Below are 17,152 nucleotides of genomic sequence, written 5' to 3'. Positions count from 1 at the left end.
GAACGCGCCTTTTCGTCTATTTGACGCTATCTATCATAGCTCCTTCGTGTCACTTTGACGATGCCGATAGCGTCGATGTGACGCATCCCCCGGGCGGCCGGGTGTGCGAGCATGAAAAGGAACAGACAAGCGCTTGGCCCGGAATGAATCCGCGGCGAAGGCGGTTGAACCGTCGGCAAGCAGTCCGTACAACCCGGGAGAGAAGCAGATGTCCGTATCGGACGAGACCACCACCGTGAGCGACGGCATCCTCCTGTCCGACGCCGCCGCAGCCAAGGTCAAGGGCCTGCTGGAGCAGGAAGGCCGCGAGGACCTGGCGCTGCGCGTCGCCGTCCAGCCCGGCGGTTGCTCGGGCCTGCGCTATCAGCTCTTCTTCGACGAGCGTTCGCTCGACGGCGATGTCGTGAAGGACTTCGACGGCGTCAAGGTCGTCACCGACCGCATGAGCGCCCCGTACCTGGGCGGCGCCTCCATCGACTTCGTCGACACCATCGAGAAGCAGGGCTTCACGATCGACAACCCGAACGCCACCGGCTCCTGCGCCTGCGGCGACTCGTTCAGCTAACCGCTGAGCGGACACAGACGTACGAGGGCGGCCCCGGGAATCACTCCCGGGGCCGCCCTCGTACGTCCTGCGCGGGAAACTGTCCTGCGCGGGAAACACGCTCAGCTGCGCGGCACCGTCGCCCCGCTCTCCGCGTCGATCACCGTCCGGTCGCCCAGCGGCTTCTCCAGCGTCACCGTCCGCTTCAGCTCCTTGGCGATCATGATGCAGGCGCCCTTCTTCTGCTTCTCCTCCGTGATGGTGACCCGCACCTGGCCCGCGCTCTCCTCGGCGCTCGCCGTGTAGGTGGAGCAGACACCGCCCCAGAAGGTCACCTCAAGGGTCCGGCCGTCGGCCGCGTACGAGGTCGCCTTCCGGTCGCCCGAGGGCGTCGGGGCCGTGGGCTTCTCGACGAACTCCGGCGCCACCGCGATCTGCGTGACCGTGCTCTCCGGCCCGCCCGCCCCCTGGCGGACGTGGAACAGCCACGACGGTACGAGGGTCTGCCGGCCGTCCACGTACTGGAGGGCCAGGCCGAACTCCGCGTCCTCGACCGTCTGCGTCACCGGCGCCCGCTTGCCGTTCGACGGCACGCACTGCGGGTCCGAAGGCTTCGGCTCACCCTCCAGCGGTACGGGAGTGGCGCACCCGCCGATGTCCCGGCTCGCCTCCCCCTTGGCCTTGCCCGCCTCGTTGAGCTGCTTCAGCGCGTCCTCGGCGCCGACCACGGGATACGTGTCGCCCTTCTCCAGCGCCTTCAGCTGCCCGCTGCCCCCGGCCACCTTGCCGTCCGGGCCGACCTGCACCCCGGTCGACCAGCCGTACGTGGGCAGCCCGTCCACCTTCGGGTCCGCGTTCACCACGCGTACGTTGCCCATGAGCTGGCCCGCGTTCAGCGCCGCGTCGTCCTGGCCGACGGCCTTGAGCACCGGCACCGCGGCGGCCTTCGCGGCCTTCTCACTCACCGGCTGCCCGTCGGCCTCCGGCGGGCTCTGGTTCGCGCACATCTTCCCCGGGTCGCAGGGCTTGGAGGGCGTGGTGCGGGCGAACGTCCAGGTGCCGGGGGCCTGCTTGGTGACCTTCAGGAGCGCGCCGGGCCCGTCCTCGTCACCGACCACCCAGGACGCGTCCACGCTCCGTGGGGTCCCCGGAATGCCGAGCGCCTCCGCCAGCCGGGCCACCTCCGCCGAGGCGACCGTGCCCGTGGCGCGGTGGACCGCCGCCTCGTCCGGGCCGTCGGGGAGCTGGCCCGCCGCCCGGTAGACCACGGGCGGGCCGTTCGGGTCCGGTTCACCCGGGGCGATGCCCGGGGGAGGCGTGCTCGGCTCGCCGGGCGTGGCCGGGCCCGCCTCGGCGACGGAGTCCAGGGCCAGCACGGGGGCCTTGTCGCGGGAGGCGGAGCCGCTGTCCGCCGCGCCCCCGTCGCTGGAGGCGGTGGAGGCCCAGTAGGCCGCGCCGCCCCCGGCCAGCAGCACCGCTGCCGCCACCGAGGCCGCCACGAGTGGCGTACGCCGCCGCCGGGGGCCGGTCACGTCGTTGTCGGGTCGCTCGGTGCTCACCGGATCGCTCCTTCGACTGCGTTGCCGTCGCGTTCACTACCGCGTGCCCCCGGACGGGGACACCGATGGGACGGAGCGGAGGAGCATGCGGTTCCCGTACGGCGGTGAACCGGGCGCGGAGCCCGTACAGTTCCGGCCGAAAAACGCGACAGTTCCGGCCGGAATACGCGCCGAAGTGCTCAGTCCCCGTACTCGCACATCGCGTCGATCAGCCGCGCCGACGCGGGCGGCACCGTGACCCCGTGGATCAGGGACGGCTTCACCGGCGCGGTGACCGCCTTCTTGGGCGCGGCCCAGTGCGGAGCCATACGCGCGCAGTCCCCGCGCAGCTCGGCCAGGCTCACTTCGGACTCTCGGGACTCCCGCGATGCGGTGTGGTTCGACATATCCGCACCGTAACCACGGTCACGCTCAGGTAGAAAGCCCTACTATCGGGTAGTTTTCCCTTTTCCCGCCTGAAGAGCTCACCCGGTAGCGTGAACTGTCACGCCGTCCCGGAGGGCGCACCTCGGCCCTTCGCCTTCCGCAGGAGAAGCCTCCCCGTGCGTATTGCAGTCACCGGCTCCATCGCCACCGATCACCTCATGACCTTCCCCGGCCGCTTCGCCGACCAGCTGGTCGCGGATCAGCTGCACACGGTCTCCCTCTCCTTCCTGGTCGACAACCTCGATGTGCGCCGGGGCGGTGTCGCCGCCAACATCTGCTTCGGCATGGGCCTGCTCGGCACCAAGCCGATCCTCGTGGGCGCCGCGGGCTCCGACTTCGACGAGTACCGCGCCTGGCTCGACCGGCACGGCGTCGAGACCGGGTCGGTCCGGATCTCCGAGGTCCTGCACACCGCCCGCTTCGTCTGCACCACCGACTCCGACCACAACCAGATCGGCTCCTTCTACACGGGCGCGATGAGCGAGGCCCGCCTCATCGAGCTGAAGAGCGTCGCGGACCGGGTGGGCGGCCTCGACCTGGTCTCGATCGGCGCGGACGACCCGGAGGCGATGCTCCGCCACACGGAGGAGTGCCGCTCCCGGAACATCCCGTTCGCCGCGGACTTCTCGCAGCAGATCGCCCGGATGAACGGTGACGAGATCCGCATCCTGCTGGACGGCGCCACCTACCTCTTCGCCAACGAGTACGAGAAGGGGCTCATCGAGTCCAAGACCGGCTGGAGCGACGAGGAGATCCTCTCCAAGGTCGGCCACCGCGTCACCACGCTCGGCTCGCGCGGTGTCCGGATCGAGAAGGCCGGCGAGCCGGTCATCGAGGTCGGCTGCCCCGAGGAGGAGACCAAGGCCGACCCGACCGGCGTCGGCGACGCCTTCCGGGCCGGGTTCCTCTCCGGTCTCGCCTGGGGCGTCGGCCTGGAGCGTGCCGCCCAGGTCGGCTGCATGCTCGCCACCCTGGTCATCGAGACGGTCGGCACCCAGGAGTACACCCTGCGCCGCACCCACTTCATGGACCGCTTCACCAAGGCGTACGGCCACGAGGCCGCCGCCGAGGTCCAGCAGCACCTGGCCTAGCCCTCAGCTGAGCCGGCGGACCACATAGGCCGAACCCCGGTCCGCCGGCTCCTCGCCCACGTACTCCTGCTCCCGCATCTCGCACCAGGCGGGGATGTCCAGCCGCGCCGCCTCGTCGTCGGCGAGCACCGTCACCGTGGCGCCCACCGGTACCTCCCCGATCACCTTTGCGAGCTCGATCACCGGGATCGGGCAGCGCCGGCCGAGCGCGTCGACCACCAGGGACGCGGCGAGGGAGGGGGACGGGGGCGAGGCGACCGGCGCGCCGAGCCGTTCCCGTACCTCCGCGACGACCCCGGGCAGCACCTCCAGGAACCGGTCCACATCCGCCTCCGCCGTGCCCACCGGCAGCGACACCCGGACGTTCCCCTCCGACAGCACGCCCATCGCCTTGAGCACATGGCTCGGCTCCAGCGTGCTGCTGGTGCAGGACGAACCGGATGATACGGAGAAACCATGCCGGTCCAGCTCGTGCAGCAGGGTCTCCCCGTCGACATAGAGACAGGAGAAGGTGACCAGATGCGGCAGCCGCCGCTCCGGATCGCCCACCACCTTCACATCGCCCACCCGCTCGGCCACCACCGACCGGATCCGGTCCACCAGCGCCCGCAGCCGCACCGCCTCCGCCGCCGCCTCGTCCCGTACCGCGCGCAGCGAGGCCGCCGCCGCCACGATCGCCGGCAGGTTCTCGAACCCCGGCGCCCGGCCCGACTCCCGCTCCCCGGCCGGGCCTTGCGGCGCGAACCGCACCCCCTTGCGTACCGCCAGCAGCCCCACCCCGGCCGGCCCGCCCCACTTGTGCGCGCTCCCCGTCAGCAGGGACCAGCCACCCGCCACCGGCCCCCACCCCAACGACTGGGCGGCGTCCACCAGCAGCGGTACCCCCGCCTCGGCGCAGAGCGCGGCCACCTCCGCCACCGGCTGCTCGGTCCCCACCTCGTGGTTGGCCGACTGGAGGCAGGCCAGTGCGGTGTCGGGCCGGAGCGCTCCGCCGTACGCCGCCGGGTCCACCGCCCCCGACCGCCCCACCGGCACCTGCGTCACCGTCCCGCCCGCCGCCTCGTGCGCCGCCGCCGTATGGAGTACGGAGGAGTGCTCGACGGCCGAGAGGGCCAGATGGCGGCCGACACGCCGACGCCCCGAAAGAGCTCCGGCAATTCCCGCGTGCACCGCGGTCGTCCCCGAAGAGGTGAAGACCAGCTCGTCCGGACGGCAGCCGACGGCGTCCGCGGCGGCCTCCCGGGCGGCGTCCAGCAGCAGCCGGGCGCGGCGCCCCTCCCGGTACAGGCGGGCGGGATCGGCCCAGCCCTCGTCCAGCGCGGCAAGCAGCGCCTGGCGTGCGACGGGGTGCAGGGGGGCGGCGGAGGCGGCGTCGAAGTAGGGCACACCGCCACGCTAGCCCGCACCGCCTCCCACCTCGGCGCCCGCCTGCCCGGCCGCCCGTCCTAAGGGGTGTCAGATGACGGCCGGAGGCCCGGATTCCACCCCTTCGGGGAGTCGGGCGGCGCGTTGGGCACCCTCCCCGCGCGACCCCAAATAGCGTCCAGTAGGGTTTGGTCCGCATAAACATCCAAACCCCTGCCCGCGACAGGGACGGCGACCGACCAGAGAGACGGGCGCGCCGACCGTGCGGGCGAGACTCTCGGGAAGGCGCTACGTGAGTCCCAACGGCTCCGACCGCTCGTCGCGGCGCCCGATGCGGCGGAAGCTGCCGCAGGTGCTGACTGCGGGCCTGGTCCTGGCGACGGCCTCCGGTTGTTCATACAACTGGGAGGATTTTCCCCGCCTCGGTATGCCCACCCCGGTGACGGAAGAGGCCCCTCGGATCCTCTCCCTCTGGCAAGGCTCGTGGGCGGCAGCGCTCGTCACGGGTGTCCTTGTCTGGGGGCTGATCCTCTGGAGCGTCTTCTTCCACCGGCGTAGCCGCACCAAGGTGGAGGTACCTCCGCAGACCAGGTACAACATGCCCATCGAGGCGTTGTACACAGTGGTCCCCCTCATCATCGTCTCGGTGCTCTTCTACTTCACCGCGCGTGATGAGTCGAAGCTCCTCGAGCTCTCCGACAAGCCCGCCCACACCGTCAACGTGGTCGGCTACCAGTGGAGCTGGGGCTTCAACTACATCGAGAAGGTGGAAGGCCAGCCCGCCCCGGCGGGCAACGAGATCCCCAAGGAGCTCGACGCCATCCCCAAGAAGTTCCAGGATGACTTCCCGAAGGACGCCACCGGCGTCTACGACGCGGGCATCCCCGGGACGCGCAACCCCCAGAACGGCAACCCGGGCCCGACCCTGTGGCTGCCGAAGGGGGAGAAGGTCCGCTTCGTCCTCACTTCGCGTGACGTCATCCACTCCTTCTGGGTGGTGCCGTTCCTCATGAAGCAGGACGTCATCCCGGGCCACACCAACGTCTTCGAGGTGACTCCCAACCGGGAGGGCACCTTCATGGGCAAGTGCGCCGAGCTGTGCGGCGTCGACCACTCCCGGATGCTCTTCAACGTCAAGGTCGTCTCCCCGGAGCGGTACCAGCAGCACCTCAAGGAGCTGGCCGAGAAGGGTCAGACGGGCTACATGCCGGCAGGTATCGAGCAGACCGACCCGGCCAGGGATTCGGAGAAGAAGCAACTGTGAGCATCCTCAACGAACCTCAGGGTGCGGCGCCGGCAGACGACTCGTACGAGGACGAGCTGCCCGTCCGCCGCAAGCAGCCGGGAAACGTCGTCATCAAGTGGCTGACCACCACTGACCACAAGACCTCGGTCAACTTCATCACCACGATCATCTGCATGCGCGCCCCCGGCATGACGATGTTCCGCATGCCGATCTTCACCTGGAACGTCCTGCTGACCGGTGTCCTGGTCCTGCTGGCCTTCCCGGTTCTCGCCGCCGCGCTCTTCGCGCTGGAGGCGGACCGTAAATTCGGTGCGCATATCTTCGACTCCGCCAATGGCGGCGCGTTGCTGTGGCAACACCTCTTCTGGTTCTTCGGACACCCAGAGGTGTACATCATCGCCCTGCCGTTCTTCGGAATCATTTCCGAGGTCATCCCGGTATTCAGCCGCAAGCCGATGTTCGGCTACATCGGTCTGATCGCCGCGACGATCGCGATCGCCGGTCTTTCGGTGACGGTGTGGGCGCACCACATGTATGTGACGGGCGGCGTGCTATTGCCGTTCTTCTCCTTCATGACCTTCCTCATCGCGGTGCCAACGGGTGTGAAGTTCTTCAACTGGATCGGCACCATGTGGAAGGGGTCGTTGTCCTTCGAGACACCGATGCTCTGGGCCGTCGGCTTCCTCATCACCTTCACCTTCGGTGGTCTGACCGGCGTCATCCTGGCCTCGCCCCCGATGGACTTCCACGTCTCCGACTCGTACTTCGTCGTCGCGCACTTCCACTACGTCATCTTCGGCACCGTGGTCTTCGCGATGTTCTCCGGATTCCACTTCTGGTGGCCGAAGTTCACCGGCAAGATGCTGGACGAGCGGCTCGGGAAGATCACCTTCTGGACGCTGTTCGTCGGCTTCCACGGCACCTTCCTGGTGCAGCACTGGCTCGGTGCCGAGGGAATGCCGCGTCGATACGCGGACTACCTCGCCGCCGACGGCTTCACCGCGCTGAACACGATCTCCACGATCGCGTCCTTCGTGCTCGGCCTGTCGATGCTGCCGTTCTTCTACAACGTCTGGAAGACCGCCAAGTACGGCAAGAAGATCGAGGTCGACGACCCCTGGGGTTACGGCCGCTCGCTGGAGTGGGCGACCTCCTGCCCGCCCCCGCGGCACAACTTCATCACCCTGCCGCGGATCCGTTCCGAATCCCCGGCGTTCGACCTGCACCACCCGGAGATCGCGGCGCTCGAACAGCTTGAGCACCACTCCGAGTCGGACAAGGCCCTCGCCGGCGGCAAGGAGGCAGGCAAGTGAAGATCCAGGGACAGATGTTCATCTGGCTGAGCGTCTTCATCCTCGGCATGGCCGTCGTGTACGGCGTGTGGTCGAAGGAGCCGGTCGGCACCACGGCCCTCTTCCTGGCCTTCGGGCTCTCGGTCATGATCGGCTTCTACCTGGCCTTCACGGCCAACCGGGTCGACGCCATGGCCCAGGACAACAAGGAGGCGGACGTCGCCGACGAGGCGGGCGAGCTGGGTTTCTTCTCCCCGCACAGCTGGCAGCCGCTCTCCCTGGCGGTCGGTGGCGCCTTCGCCTTCCTGGGCGTCGTCTTCGGCTGGTGGCTGATGTACTTCTCGGCTCCGCTGCTCCTGATCGGCCTCTTCGGCTGGGTCTTCGAGTACTACCGGGGTGAGAACCGCACCCAGTGACACCCTCTGGAGGGTGACACCGCACTACCCCACGAGGGGCCCGCGTCGCAGGAAGCGACACGGGCCCCTCGCTCGTTCGGAGTCATTGAACGCGCTGGATCGGATGAATCTTCTTAGCGTGATGACATGAACCACACGCCGCGCATCCGCACCGTAGTGAGCTGCACTCTGCTGGTCGTGACCCTTGGCGCGGGTGCGACCGCCTGTGGTGAGCCCGACGGACACCCGCTGTCGACGAAGCCGTACGACGCGGGCGACCAGGTCTCCTTCAACGGCCCCTCCAAGAACGAGAAGGCCGACCCCGACAAGCCGCTGGAAGTCACCGTCAAGGGTGACGACGGCCGCATCACCGACGTCAGCGCCGTGGACACGGGCGGCCGCCACCTGGCCGGCGAGCTCTCCGCCGACGGCCGGAGGTGGCGCTCCACGGCCCCGCTGGCGGCCGGCACCGGATACACCGTCAGGGTCTCCACCGAGAACGGGGACGGCGCTCCTGGCACCCGTACGCTCGCTTTCGACACCTCCTCGCCCAAGAAGCTGCTGAAGGTCGCCTTCGGCCCGGAGGCGGGCACCTACGGCGTCGGACAGCCCATCACGGCGGAACTCAGTGCTCCGGTCACCGACAAGGCCGCTCGCGCCACCGTCGAGCGCGCCCTGAAGGTCCGCTCCACCCCGGCCTCCACCGGCTCCTGGTACTGGGTCGACGACAAGAAGCTCCACTACCGCCCCCAGGAGTTCTGGCCCGCCAACGCCACCATCGAGGTCCGCTCCAACCTCACCGGCATCAAGGTGACCAACGCCCTCTACGGGGCCGAGGCCAAGCCCCTGAAGATCACCACCGGCGACCGGATCGAGGCCCTCACCGACGCCTCGACCCACACCATGACGGTCCTGCGCAACGGAGAAGTGATCAACACCATTCCGGTCACCACCGGCAAGCCCGGCTTCTCCACCCGCAACGGCGTCAAGGTGATCCTCGCCAAGGAGCAGTTCGTACGGATGCGCGGGGAGAGCATCGGCATCGCCGCCGGCTCCTCGGAGTCGTACGACCTGCCGGTCTACTGGGCCACCCGGGTGACCTGGAGCGGCGAGTACGTCCACGCCGCGCCGTGGTCCGTCGGCTCCCAGGGCAGCGCCAACGTCAGCCACGGCTGCACCGGGATGTCCACCGGCAACGCCGAGTGGTTCTTCGACACCGTGCGCCAGGGCGACATCGTGAAGGTCGTCGGCAGCGCGGGGGAGACCATGACCCCGTTCGACAACGGGTTCGGCGACTGGAACCTCTCCTGGGAGAAGTGGCAGAAGGGCAGCGCCCTCAACGAAGGGGTGCCGGACAGCCCGCAGACGCTCCAGGCCGCCCGCCTGCGCCCGCATGTCTGACCGGACACAGCAGGAGCGCCCCGCACGGCGGGGCGCTCCTGGCGGGCTCACAGGGCCCTCTCAGGCCTCCACGGCGAGCCGGGCGCGCAGCAGCGCCGCCAGCGCGTCGGCGAACTCCACCGGGTCCACCGGCAGCGTCACAGCCGCCTCCGCCCGGCTCCAGGTGGCCAGCCAGGCGTCCTGCGGGCGGCCGATCAGCAGGAGGACCGGGGGGCAGTGGAAGATCTCGTCCTTGATCTGACGGCAGACGCCCATGCCGCCGATGGGAGCCGTCTCGCCGTCCAGGACGCAGACGTCGATGCCGCCGCCGTCCAGCGCCGCCAGGACGGCCGGAAGCGTCGCGCACTCCAGGAACTTCACCGGTGGCACGTCGGCGGCAGGCCTGCGACCGGCTGCCAGCTTCACCTGCTCGCGGATGTTGGCGTCGTCGCTGTAGACCAGGACCGTGGCGGTCGCCTGCATTGTTCCTCCGTGACATCTGTGTCTTCGGGGCTCTCGGGGCATGAACCGATGCGCGGATCGTACTCCGGTCGACCGGCCGTCAGCACCGGTAAGGACACCGATTCGATGGGCCGTTCGGGCAGGACACACGGGACTGACACACCGAACGGCACCCCCCGGAGTGAGGGCGGGATAAGCGACCGACATAATGTCGGTCGTGGCGACAGCAACGACAGTAGAAACCGGGCACGCGCACCCGTCGGTCAATCGGCCGAACCTCACCAGCGTCGGAACCATCATCTGGTTGAGTTCCGAGCTGATGTTCTTCGCGGCCCTCTTCGCGATGTACTTCACCCTGCGATCGGTGATGGGACCCGATTACTGGAAGGAGATGGCCGGGCATCTGAACTTCCCGTTCTCGGCCACGAACACCACGATCCTGGTGCTCTCCTCACTCACCTGCCAGCTCGGCGTCTTCGCCGCCGAGCGGGGCGATGTGAAGAAGCTCCGCACCTGGTTCATCGTGACGTTCGTGATGGGTTCGATCTTCATCGGCGGCCAGGTCCTGGAGTACACCGAGCTGGTCAAGGACGCAGGGCTCTCCCTGTCGTCCGACCCGTACGGCTCGGTGTTCTACCTGACCACCGGCTTCCACGGTCTGCACGTGACGGGCGGTCTCATCGCCTTCCTGCTGGTACTCGGCAGGACGTACGCAGCCAAGAGGTTCACCCATGACCAGGCCACCGCGGCCATCGTCGTGTCCTACTACTGGCACTTCGTGGACGTGGTGTGGATCGGTCTGTTCGCAACGATCTACATGATCAAGTAACCGGGGCTCGCACCCGCCCACCATCGACGCAGAAGATCCTGACACCGGGGTAATCCGTGAAAAAGCTCTCCGCACGACGACGCCATCCGCTGGCGGCGGTCGTCGTACTACTCCTCGCGCTGGCGGCTACCGGGGGGCTGTACGCCGCGTTTGCGCCTGCGGGCAAGGCGCAGGCCGATGAAACCGCCCAGTCCCTCGCCATCGACGAGGGCAAGAAGCTCTACACCGTAGGCTGCGCCAGCTGCCACGGAACCGGCGGTCAGGGCACCACCGACGGGCCGTCCCTCGTGGGCGTGGGCTCCGCCGCCGTCGACTTCCAGGTCGGCACGGGCCGTATGCCCGCGCAGCAGCCGGGCGCCCAGGTACCGAAGAAGCCGGTCATCTACACCCAGGCGGAGATCGACCAGCTCGCGGCGTACGTCGCGTCGCTCGGCGCCGGTCCGATCACGCCGACCGACAAGCAGGTCGACCCGGCCGGCGCGGACGTCGCCAAGGGTGGCGAACTGTTCCGCAACAACTGCGCCCAGTGCCACAACTTCACGGGTAAGGGCGGCGCCCTGACCAAGGGCAAGTACGCCCCGGACCTCGAAGGCGTGAGCCCGAAGCACATCTACGAGGCCATGCAGACCGGCCCGCAGTCCATGCCCTCCTTCCCCGACACGACGATGCCGGAGCAGGAGAAGAAGGACATCATCGCGTACATCCAGACCGTGAACGGTTCGGAGTCGGCGAGCCCCGGCGGCCTCGCCCTCGGCGGTCTGGGTCCGGTCAGCGAAGGTCTGTTCGCCTGGATCTTCGGGCTCGGTGCCCTCGTCGCAGTTGCCATTTGGGTCGCGGCCCACACCGCTAAGGCCAAGAAGTCATGAGTAGCCAACAGATTCCAGAAGACAACCTGCCCGTAGTGCAGGAGACCGCGCACGGCGCGGTGGAGGGTACGGCCGACCCGTTCGCCGACCCCGGGCTGCCGGCCCACAAGCCGCGCATCCAGGACCTCGACGAACGCGCCGCGAACCGCTCGGAGCGGGCCGTCGCGTTCATGTTCGTCCTCTCGATGCTGTCGACGGTGGGCTTCATCGCCTCCTACGTCATCTTCCCGGTGGACAAGATCGTCTTCATCTGGCCCTTCGGCCATGTGAGCGCGCTCAACTTCTCCCTGGGACTGACGCTCGGCTTCGCGCTCTTCTTCATCGGAGCGGGCGCCGTCCACTGGGCGCGCACCCTGATGTCCGACGTCGAGGTCGCCGCCGAACGGCACCCGATCGAGGCTCCGGCCGAGGTCAAGGCCCAGGTCCTGGCCGACTTCAAGGCCGGTGCCGAGGAGTCGGCGATCGGCCGGCGCAAGCTCATCCGCACCACGATGTTCGGCGCGCTGGCCCTGGTGCCGCTCGCCGGTGTGGTGCTGCTGCGCGACCTCGGTCCGCTCCCGGAGAAGAAGCTCCGGACCACGATGTGGGCCAAGGGCAAGCTGCTCGTCAACATGAACACTGGCCAGCCGCTGCGTCCCGAGCACGTCGCCGTGGGGTCGCTGACCTTCGCGAAGCCCGAGGGGCTCGAGGACGACGCGCACGACTTCCTGTCGCAGATCGCCAAGGCCGCCCTGATGATCGTCCGCATCGAGCCGGACGACATCAAGGACAAGCGCCAGCGCGACTGGGCCCACGAGGGCATCGTCGCCTTCTCCAAGATCTGCACCCACGTCGGCTGCCCGATCAGCCTGTACGAGCAGCAGACACACCACGTGCTCTGCCCGTGCCACCAGTCCACCTTCGACCTCTCCGACGGCGCCCGCGTCATCTTCGGTCCGGCCGGCCACGCGCTCCCGCAGCTGCGGATCGGCGTGAACAGCGAGGGCAACCTCGAGGCGCTCGGTGACTTCGACGAGCCCGTCGGCCCTTCCTTCTGGGAGCGCGGATGAGTACTGCGACAACCAACCCGCCCGCCGACCAGGCGGGACAGCGCAAGGCACCCGCGGGCGAGCGGGTCGCCGACTGGGCGGACGGCCGGCTGGGCATCTACGGCCTGGCCAAGGCCAACATGCGCAAGATCTTCCCGGACCACTGGTCCTTCATGCTCGGTGAGGTCGCGCTCTACAGCTTCATCATCATCATCCTCACGGGTGTGTATCTGACGCTGTTCTTCCAGCCGAGCATGACCGAGGTCGTCTACCACGGCCCGTACGAGCCGATGCAGGGCATCCGGATGTCGGAGGCCTACGCCTCCACGCTGAAGATCAGCTTCGAGGTCCGCGGTGGTCTGCTCGTGCGGCAGATCCACCACTGGGGCGCGCTGATCTTCCTGGCCGCCATGTTCGTGCACATGTGCCGGGTCTTCTTCACGGGTGCCTTCCGCAAGCCGCGCGAGGTCAACTGGGTCTTCGGCTTCCTGCTCTTCGTGCTGGGCATGTTCACCGGCTTCACCGGCTACTCCCTCCCGGACGACCTGCTCTCCGGTACGGGTGTCCGCTTCACCCAGGGCGCGATCCTGTCCGTGCCGATCGTCGGTACGTACATCTCGATGTTCCTGTTCGGCGGCGAGTTCCCCGGCCACGACTTCGTGGCCCGGTTCTACTCGATCCACATCCTGCTGCTGCCGGGCATCATGCTCGGGCTGCTGGTGGCCCACCTGATCCTGGTCTTCTACCACAAGCACACGCAGTTCGCGGGTCCCGGGCGGACCAACAAGAACGTCGTGGGCATGCCGCTGCTGCCGGTGTACATGGCGAAGGCCGGAGGGTTCTTCTTCCTGGTCTTCGGCATCATCGCGATCATCTCGGCCATCGCCACGATCAACCCGATCTGGGCGCTCGGCCCGTACCGCCCGGACCAGGTGTCCACCGGCGCCCAGCCCGACTGGTACATGGGCTTCGCCGAGGGTCTGGTCCGTGTCATGCCGGGCTGGGAGATCAACTTCTGGGGCCACACGCTCAACCTGGGCGTGTTCATCCCGCTGGTCCTCTTCGGCCTGGTGCTCTCGCTGCCCGCGGTGTACCCGTTCGTCGAGTCCTGGATCACCGGGGACAAGCGCGAGCACCACATCCTGGACCGCCCGCGCAACGCCCCGACCCGTACGGCGCTGGGCGTCGCCTGGATCACGGCGTACTTCATCGGCCTCGTCGGCGGTGGTAACGACCTGTGGGCCACGCACTTCCATCTGTCGCTGAACGCCATCTCGTGGTTCGTCCGGATCTTCTTCTTCGCCGGACCGGTCATCGCGTTCATCGTCACGAAGCGGATCTGCCTGGGCCTCCAGCGCCGCGACCGGGACAAGGTGCTGCACGGTCGCGAGACCGGCATCATCAAGCGCCTGCCGCACGGTGAGTTCGTCGAGATCCACGAGCCGCTCTCCCCGGGGCAGCTGCACACGCTCACCGCGCACGAGCAGTACAAGCCGGTCGAACTCGGCCCCGAGGTCGACGAGAACGGCGTCAAGCGCAAGATCTCCCCGGTCCAGAAGCTGCGCGCCAAGCTCAGCAAGGGCTACTACGGCGAGAACAACCAGATCGCCAAGCCCACCGCCGAGGAGTACAAGGAGATCAGCGAGGGCCACGGCCACCACTGATCGTCCGAACTGATCGCCACCGTGGGAGCCCCGTCCATCCGATGGACGGGGCTCTTCGCGGTCCCGGTGGCTGGATAGGGTGGAGCCGTATCTTTTCCGGCTGTGGACCCCCTGGAGCGGACCATGAACGTTGTGACCCCGAGCGGCGGCGACAGCGTGGCGGACCGTTCCTGGCCCGGCCTGCTGAACCCCCTGCTGCGCGGCGAGAACCTCTCCTCCGAGGCGACCGCCTGGGCGATGGACCGCATCATGAGCGGCGAGGCGACCGACGCGCAGATCGCCGGCTTCGCGGTCGCGCTGCGGGCCAAGGGCGAGACCGTCGAGGAGGTCACCGGTCTGGTGCGCGCGATGTACGCGCACGCCAACACCATCCATGTGCCCGGCCGCACCGTCGACATCGTCGGCACCGGCGGCGACCTCGCCAAGACGGTCAACATCTCCACCATGTCCGCGATCGTCATCGCCGGGACCGGCGCCAAGGTCGTCAAGCACGGCAACCGGGCCGCCTCGTCGGCGAGCGGCTCCTCCGACGTACTGGAGAAGCTCGGCGTCAACCTGGAGCTGACCCCGCAGCGGGTGGTCGAGGTCGCCGAGGCGGCGGGCATCACCTTCTGCTTCGCCGTGAAGTTCCACCCCGCCCTGCGGTACGCGGCCAAGGCCCGCCGGGAGCTCGGCGCGCAGACCACGTTCAACATCCTGGGCCCCCTCACCAACCCGGCCCAGGTGCGCTCCCAGGCCATCGGGGTGGCCGACGCCCGGATGGCGCCCATCGTCGCGGGCGTGCTGGCGGAGCGGGGCAACTCGGCCCTCGTCTTCCGCGGCGACGACGGCCTCGACGAGCTGACCACCACCGCCACCTCCCGGGTCTGGGTGGTCCGCGACGGCACGGTCCGCGAGGAGCCCTTCGACCCGCGCGACGTCGGCCTCCCGCTGGTCCCCGTCGAGGCGCTGCGCGGCGCCGACGCCTCGTATAACGCCGATGTGGCCCGCAGGCTGCTGGACGGCGAGGGCGGCGCGGTACGGGAGGCGGTGCTGCTCAACTCGGCGGCGGCGCTGGTCGCCCTCGACCCGGGGCCCGGCACGCTGACCGAGCAGATCGCGGCGAAGATCCAGGTGGCCGCCGAGGCCGTCGACTCCGGGGCCGCCAAGCGCGCGCTGGAGCGGTGGGTGGCGGCCAGCAACGCCTGACCGTAGTCACGGTGTGACGTAGGGCGCAGTCCGGATGCCGGACTGCGCCCTTGCGCGTGCGCATACATATGGCAAGATGCTGCGCAGGTCATGAGTGACAGCGACTACGGCCCCGGCCCGCTGTCCGGCAACCCTCCGTCCGTGGCGGGGTGCCCCGGGTGAAGACCAGGCCGTAGGCAGCGAGGTCTGCGGCAAGCGCGGGCCCCTCGGCGTCCAGTGGACGCCAGCCCCCGGGGTCCTGGTCCCTAGGGAGCCTCTTGTGAGCAAGCGAATGCGCTAGGGCTTCATCGCCCTCCTTCAGCGCACCATTTTTCCTTTCCCCTCCCGCGCTGCCGCGTACCGCCGGCGCTGGATTTCGCCTGCCTTTTACGGGAGTTCGCCATGTCTGTCTCCACCGCTGCCATCGACCCGTCGGTTTGTGCCCCGCTGCCCGTTCTGGGGCAGGATGTCACCGTTCCGCTCGTCACCGGCGGTGAAGTCACCTACGCCGCACTCGACTACGCCGCCAGCGCCCCGGCCCTTCAGCGGGTCTGGGACGACGTCGCCGCTTACGCCCCGTACTACGGCAGCGTCCACCGCGGCGCCGGATACCTCTCGCAGCTCTCCACCGACCTCTTCGAGAGCAGCCGCCGCACGGTCGCGGAGTTCCTCGGCTGCCGCGCGGAGGACCAGGTCGTCTTCACCCGCTCGACGACCGACTCCCTCAACCTGCTGGCCGCCGCGATCCCCGCCGACTGCCAGGTCTTCGTGTACGAGACCGAGCACCACGCCTCCCTGCTGCCCTGGCGCGACGCCCAGGTCACCTACCTCAATGCGCCCCGCACCCCCGGCCAGGCGGTGGAGACCCTGGAGCGCGCGCTGGCCGACCGCGACCCCTACGGCCCGGCCCTGGTCTGCGTCACCGGCGCCTCCAACGTGACCGGTGAGCTCTGGCCGGTGAAGGAGCTGGCCGCCGCCGCCCACGCGCACGGCGCCCGGATCGTCCTCGACGCCGCGCAGCTCGCCCCGCACCACCCCGTGGACATCGCCGAACTGGACGTCGACTGGGTCGCGTTCTCCGGCCACAAGCTGTACGCGCCCTTCGGCTCCGGGGTCCTCGCCGGCCGCGCCGACTGGCTCCAGGCCGCCGAGCCGTACCTCGCCGGCGGCGGCGCCTCCCGCAAGGTCGCCCGGCGCGCCGACGGCGGCGTGGACGTCGACTGGCACACCACGGCCGCCCGCCACGAGGCCGGTTCGCCCAACGTCATCGGCGTCTACTCCATCGCCTCCGCCTGCAAGGCCCTCACCGAGGCCGGCTTCGACAACCTGGTCGCCCGGGAGCAGGAGTTGGTACGCCGGGTACGCGAAGGGCTCGCCCAGGTCCCCGAGGTCCAGGTGCTCTCGCTCTTCGGCGACGACGCGCCCCGGGTCGGCGTCATCTCCTTCGTGGTGCGCGGCTGGAACAGCTCGCACTTCGCCGCCGCCCTCTCCGCCGAGTACGGCATCGGCGTCCGCGACGGCCTCTTCTGCGCCCACCCGCTGGTCCGCACCCTCCTCGGCAGCGACCCGCAGGACCCGGGCGAGTGCGGCGCCCCCGAGGCCGAGCCGGGCGAGCGGTCCCTCAACGCGATCCGGGTCAGCTTCGGCGCCGGTACGCCCGACGAGCACATCGAGCGGTTCCTGCGCGCGGTCACCGAGCTGGTCCGCGAGGGCGCCCAGTGGAAGTACCGCACCGAGGACGGCCGCTGCGTCCCGGACCGGGGCACGGCCGCCCGGGTCTGAGGACCACCCGTACGCGAACACGTCGGCCGGGGACAGGCAGCGCGCCTGTCCCCGGC

Annotated in this window: 16 protein-coding genes and 1 riboswitch; of the genes, 12 read left to right on the top strand and 4 right to left on the bottom strand. The window is 69.1% G+C overall.

Annotated features, from left to right (window positions below):
• Window positions 1-208 precede the first annotated feature (208 nt).
• On the top strand, window positions 209-565 hold the full coding sequence (locus tag IF17_RS0109930) for a HesB/IscA family protein (RefSeq protein WP_003969624.1): 357 nt from the start codon (window positions 209-211) through the stop codon (window positions 563-565).
• 101 nt (window positions 566-666) lie between these two features.
• Here IF17_RS0109930 and IF17_RS0109925 read toward each other — a convergent pair whose 3' ends face one another.
• The gene (locus IF17_RS0109925; protein WP_030564258.1) at window positions 667-2,103 is read right to left on the bottom strand and encodes a hypothetical protein; all 1,437 of its coding nucleotides are present in this window, start codon (window positions 2,101-2,103) and stop codon (window positions 667-669) included.
• A gap of 179 nt (window positions 2,104-2,282) precedes the next feature.
• Entirely contained in the window at window positions 2,283-2,489 is a 207-nt protein-coding gene (locus IF17_RS0109920) for a hypothetical protein (protein WP_030564256.1), read from the bottom strand.
• Window positions 2,490-2,645: 156 nt separating this feature from the next.
• Here IF17_RS0109920 and IF17_RS0109915 point away from each other — a divergent pair, with 156 nt between their 5' ends.
• A complete protein-coding gene (locus IF17_RS0109915) occupies window positions 2,646-3,620 on the top strand; it encodes a carbohydrate kinase family protein (protein ID WP_030564254.1) in 975 nt (324 codons plus the stop codon).
• 3 nt (window positions 3,621-3,623) lie between these two features.
• Here the strand turns inward: IF17_RS0109915 and IF17_RS0109910 are convergent, their stop codons facing one another.
• Window positions 3,624-5,006 (bottom strand): cysteine desulfurase/sulfurtransferase TusA family protein, encoded by a 1,383-nt coding sequence (locus IF17_RS0109910; protein ID WP_030564252.1) that lies wholly within the window; start codon window positions 5,004-5,006, stop codon window positions 3,624-3,626.
• Between the two features lie 271 nt (window positions 5,007-5,277).
• On the opposite strand from IF17_RS0109910, the gene ctaC reads away from it, so the two are divergent.
• The 4 genes from ctaC to IF17_RS0109890 all read left to right on the top strand — a co-directional run bounded on the left by ctaC (window position 5,278) and on the right by IF17_RS0109890 (window position 9,319).
• On the top strand, window positions 5,278-6,249 hold the full coding sequence (ctaC, locus tag IF17_RS0109905; protein ID WP_030564250.1) for an aa3-type cytochrome oxidase subunit II: 972 nt from the start codon (window positions 5,278-5,280) through the stop codon (window positions 6,247-6,249).
• Entirely contained in the window at window positions 6,246-7,544 is a 1,299-nt protein-coding gene (locus tag IF17_RS0109900; protein ID WP_030564247.1) for a cytochrome c oxidase subunit I, read from the top strand. The genes ctaC and IF17_RS0109900 overlap by 4 nt, the downstream gene beginning before the upstream one ends.
• Window positions 7,541-7,939 carry a cytochrome c oxidase subunit 4 gene (locus tag IF17_RS0109895; RefSeq protein ID WP_030564246.1) on the top strand — a complete coding sequence of 133 codons (399 nt, stop codon included), beginning with the start codon at window positions 7,541-7,543 and terminating at the stop codon, window positions 7,937-7,939. The genes IF17_RS0109900 and IF17_RS0109895 overlap by 4 nt, the downstream gene beginning before the upstream one ends.
• A gap of 126 nt (window positions 7,940-8,065) precedes the next feature.
• A complete protein-coding gene (locus IF17_RS0109890) occupies window positions 8,066-9,319 on the top strand; it encodes a L,D-transpeptidase (RefSeq protein WP_030564243.1) in 1,254 nt (417 codons plus the stop codon).
• Window positions 9,320-9,379: 60 nt separating this feature from the next.
• On the opposite strand, the gene IF17_RS0109885 is transcribed toward IF17_RS0109890, so the two are convergent.
• Window positions 9,380-9,781 (bottom strand): DNA-binding transcriptional response regulator, encoded by a 402-nt coding sequence (locus IF17_RS0109885; protein ID WP_030564241.1) that lies wholly within the window; start codon window positions 9,779-9,781, stop codon window positions 9,380-9,382.
• A gap of 187 nt (window positions 9,782-9,968) precedes the next feature.
• Here IF17_RS0109885 and ctaE point away from each other — a divergent pair, with 187 nt between their 5' ends.
• From ctaE to IF17_RS0109855, 6 genes are all read left to right on the top strand, one after another.
• The gene (gene ctaE, locus IF17_RS0109880) at window positions 9,969-10,589 is read left to right on the top strand and encodes an aa3-type cytochrome oxidase subunit III (protein ID WP_030564239.1); all 621 of its coding nucleotides are present in this window, start codon (window positions 9,969-9,971) and stop codon (window positions 10,587-10,589) included.
• A gap of 56 nt (window positions 10,590-10,645) precedes the next feature.
• Entirely contained in the window at window positions 10,646-11,455 is an 810-nt protein-coding gene (qcrC, locus tag IF17_RS0109875; RefSeq protein WP_030564238.1) for a cytochrome bc1 complex diheme cytochrome c subunit, read from the top strand.
• A complete protein-coding gene (qcrA, locus tag IF17_RS0109870; protein ID WP_030564237.1) occupies window positions 11,452-12,504 on the top strand; it encodes a cytochrome bc1 complex Rieske iron-sulfur subunit in 1,053 nt (350 codons plus the stop codon). The genes qcrC and qcrA overlap by 4 nt, the downstream gene beginning before the upstream one ends.
• Window positions 12,501-14,147, top strand: coding sequence for a cytochrome bc1 complex cytochrome b subunit (gene qcrB / locus IF17_RS0109865; RefSeq protein ID WP_030564236.1), 1,647 nt, complete (start codon window positions 12,501-12,503; stop codon window positions 14,145-14,147). The genes qcrA and qcrB overlap by 4 nt, the downstream gene beginning before the upstream one ends.
• A gap of 123 nt (window positions 14,148-14,270) precedes the next feature.
• A complete protein-coding gene (gene trpD, locus IF17_RS0109860; protein ID WP_030564235.1) occupies window positions 14,271-15,335 on the top strand; it encodes an anthranilate phosphoribosyltransferase in 1,065 nt (354 codons plus the stop codon).
• Between the two features lie 86 nt (window positions 15,336-15,421).
• Window positions 15,422-15,539, top strand: a riboswitch (SAM riboswitch).
• 177 nt (window positions 15,540-15,716) lie between these two features.
• Window positions 15,717-17,096 carry an aminotransferase class V-fold PLP-dependent enzyme gene (locus IF17_RS0109855; protein ID WP_030564234.1) on the top strand — a complete coding sequence of 460 codons (1,380 nt, stop codon included), beginning with the start codon at window positions 15,717-15,719 and terminating at the stop codon, window positions 17,094-17,096.
• Window positions 17,097-17,152: the final 56 nt, after the last annotated feature.

Source organism: Streptomyces cyaneofuscatus (assembly GCF_000718135.1).
GTDB lineage: Bacteria > Actinomycetota > Actinomycetes > Streptomycetales > Streptomycetaceae > Streptomyces > Streptomyces cyaneofuscatus.
This window is presented reverse-complemented; position numbering and strand designations above follow the sequence as displayed.

Bases quoted from the DNA above. Each gene is read 5' to 3' on its own strand.
- IF17_RS0109930 (WP_003969624.1), top strand. From the start codon at position 209: ATGTCCGTATCGGACGAGACCACCACCGTGAGCGACGGCATCCTCCTG.
- IF17_RS0109920 (WP_030564256.1), bottom strand. From the start codon at position 2,489: ATGTCGAACCACACCGCATCGCGGGAGTCCCGAGAGTCCGAAGTGAGC.
- IF17_RS0109890 (WP_030564243.1), top strand. From the start codon at position 8,066: ATGAACCACACGCCGCGCATCCGCACCGTAGTGAGCTGCACTCTGCTG.
- IF17_RS0109885 (WP_030564241.1), bottom strand. From the start codon at position 9,781: ATGCAGGCGACCGCCACGGTCCTGGTCTACAGCGACGACGCCAACATC.
- ctaE (WP_030564239.1), top strand. From the start codon at position 9,969: ATGTCGGTCGTGGCGACAGCAACGACAGTAGAAACCGGGCACGCGCAC.
- qcrA (WP_030564237.1), top strand. From the start codon at position 11,452: ATGAGTAGCCAACAGATTCCAGAAGACAACCTGCCCGTAGTGCAGGAG.
- qcrB (WP_030564236.1), top strand. From the start codon at position 12,501: ATGAGTACTGCGACAACCAACCCGCCCGCCGACCAGGCGGGACAGCGC.
- trpD (WP_030564235.1), top strand. From the start codon at position 14,271: ATGAACGTTGTGACCCCGAGCGGCGGCGACAGCGTGGCGGACCGTTCC.
- IF17_RS0109855 (WP_030564234.1), top strand. From the start codon at position 15,717: ATGTCTGTCTCCACCGCTGCCATCGACCCGTCGGTTTGTGCCCCGCTG.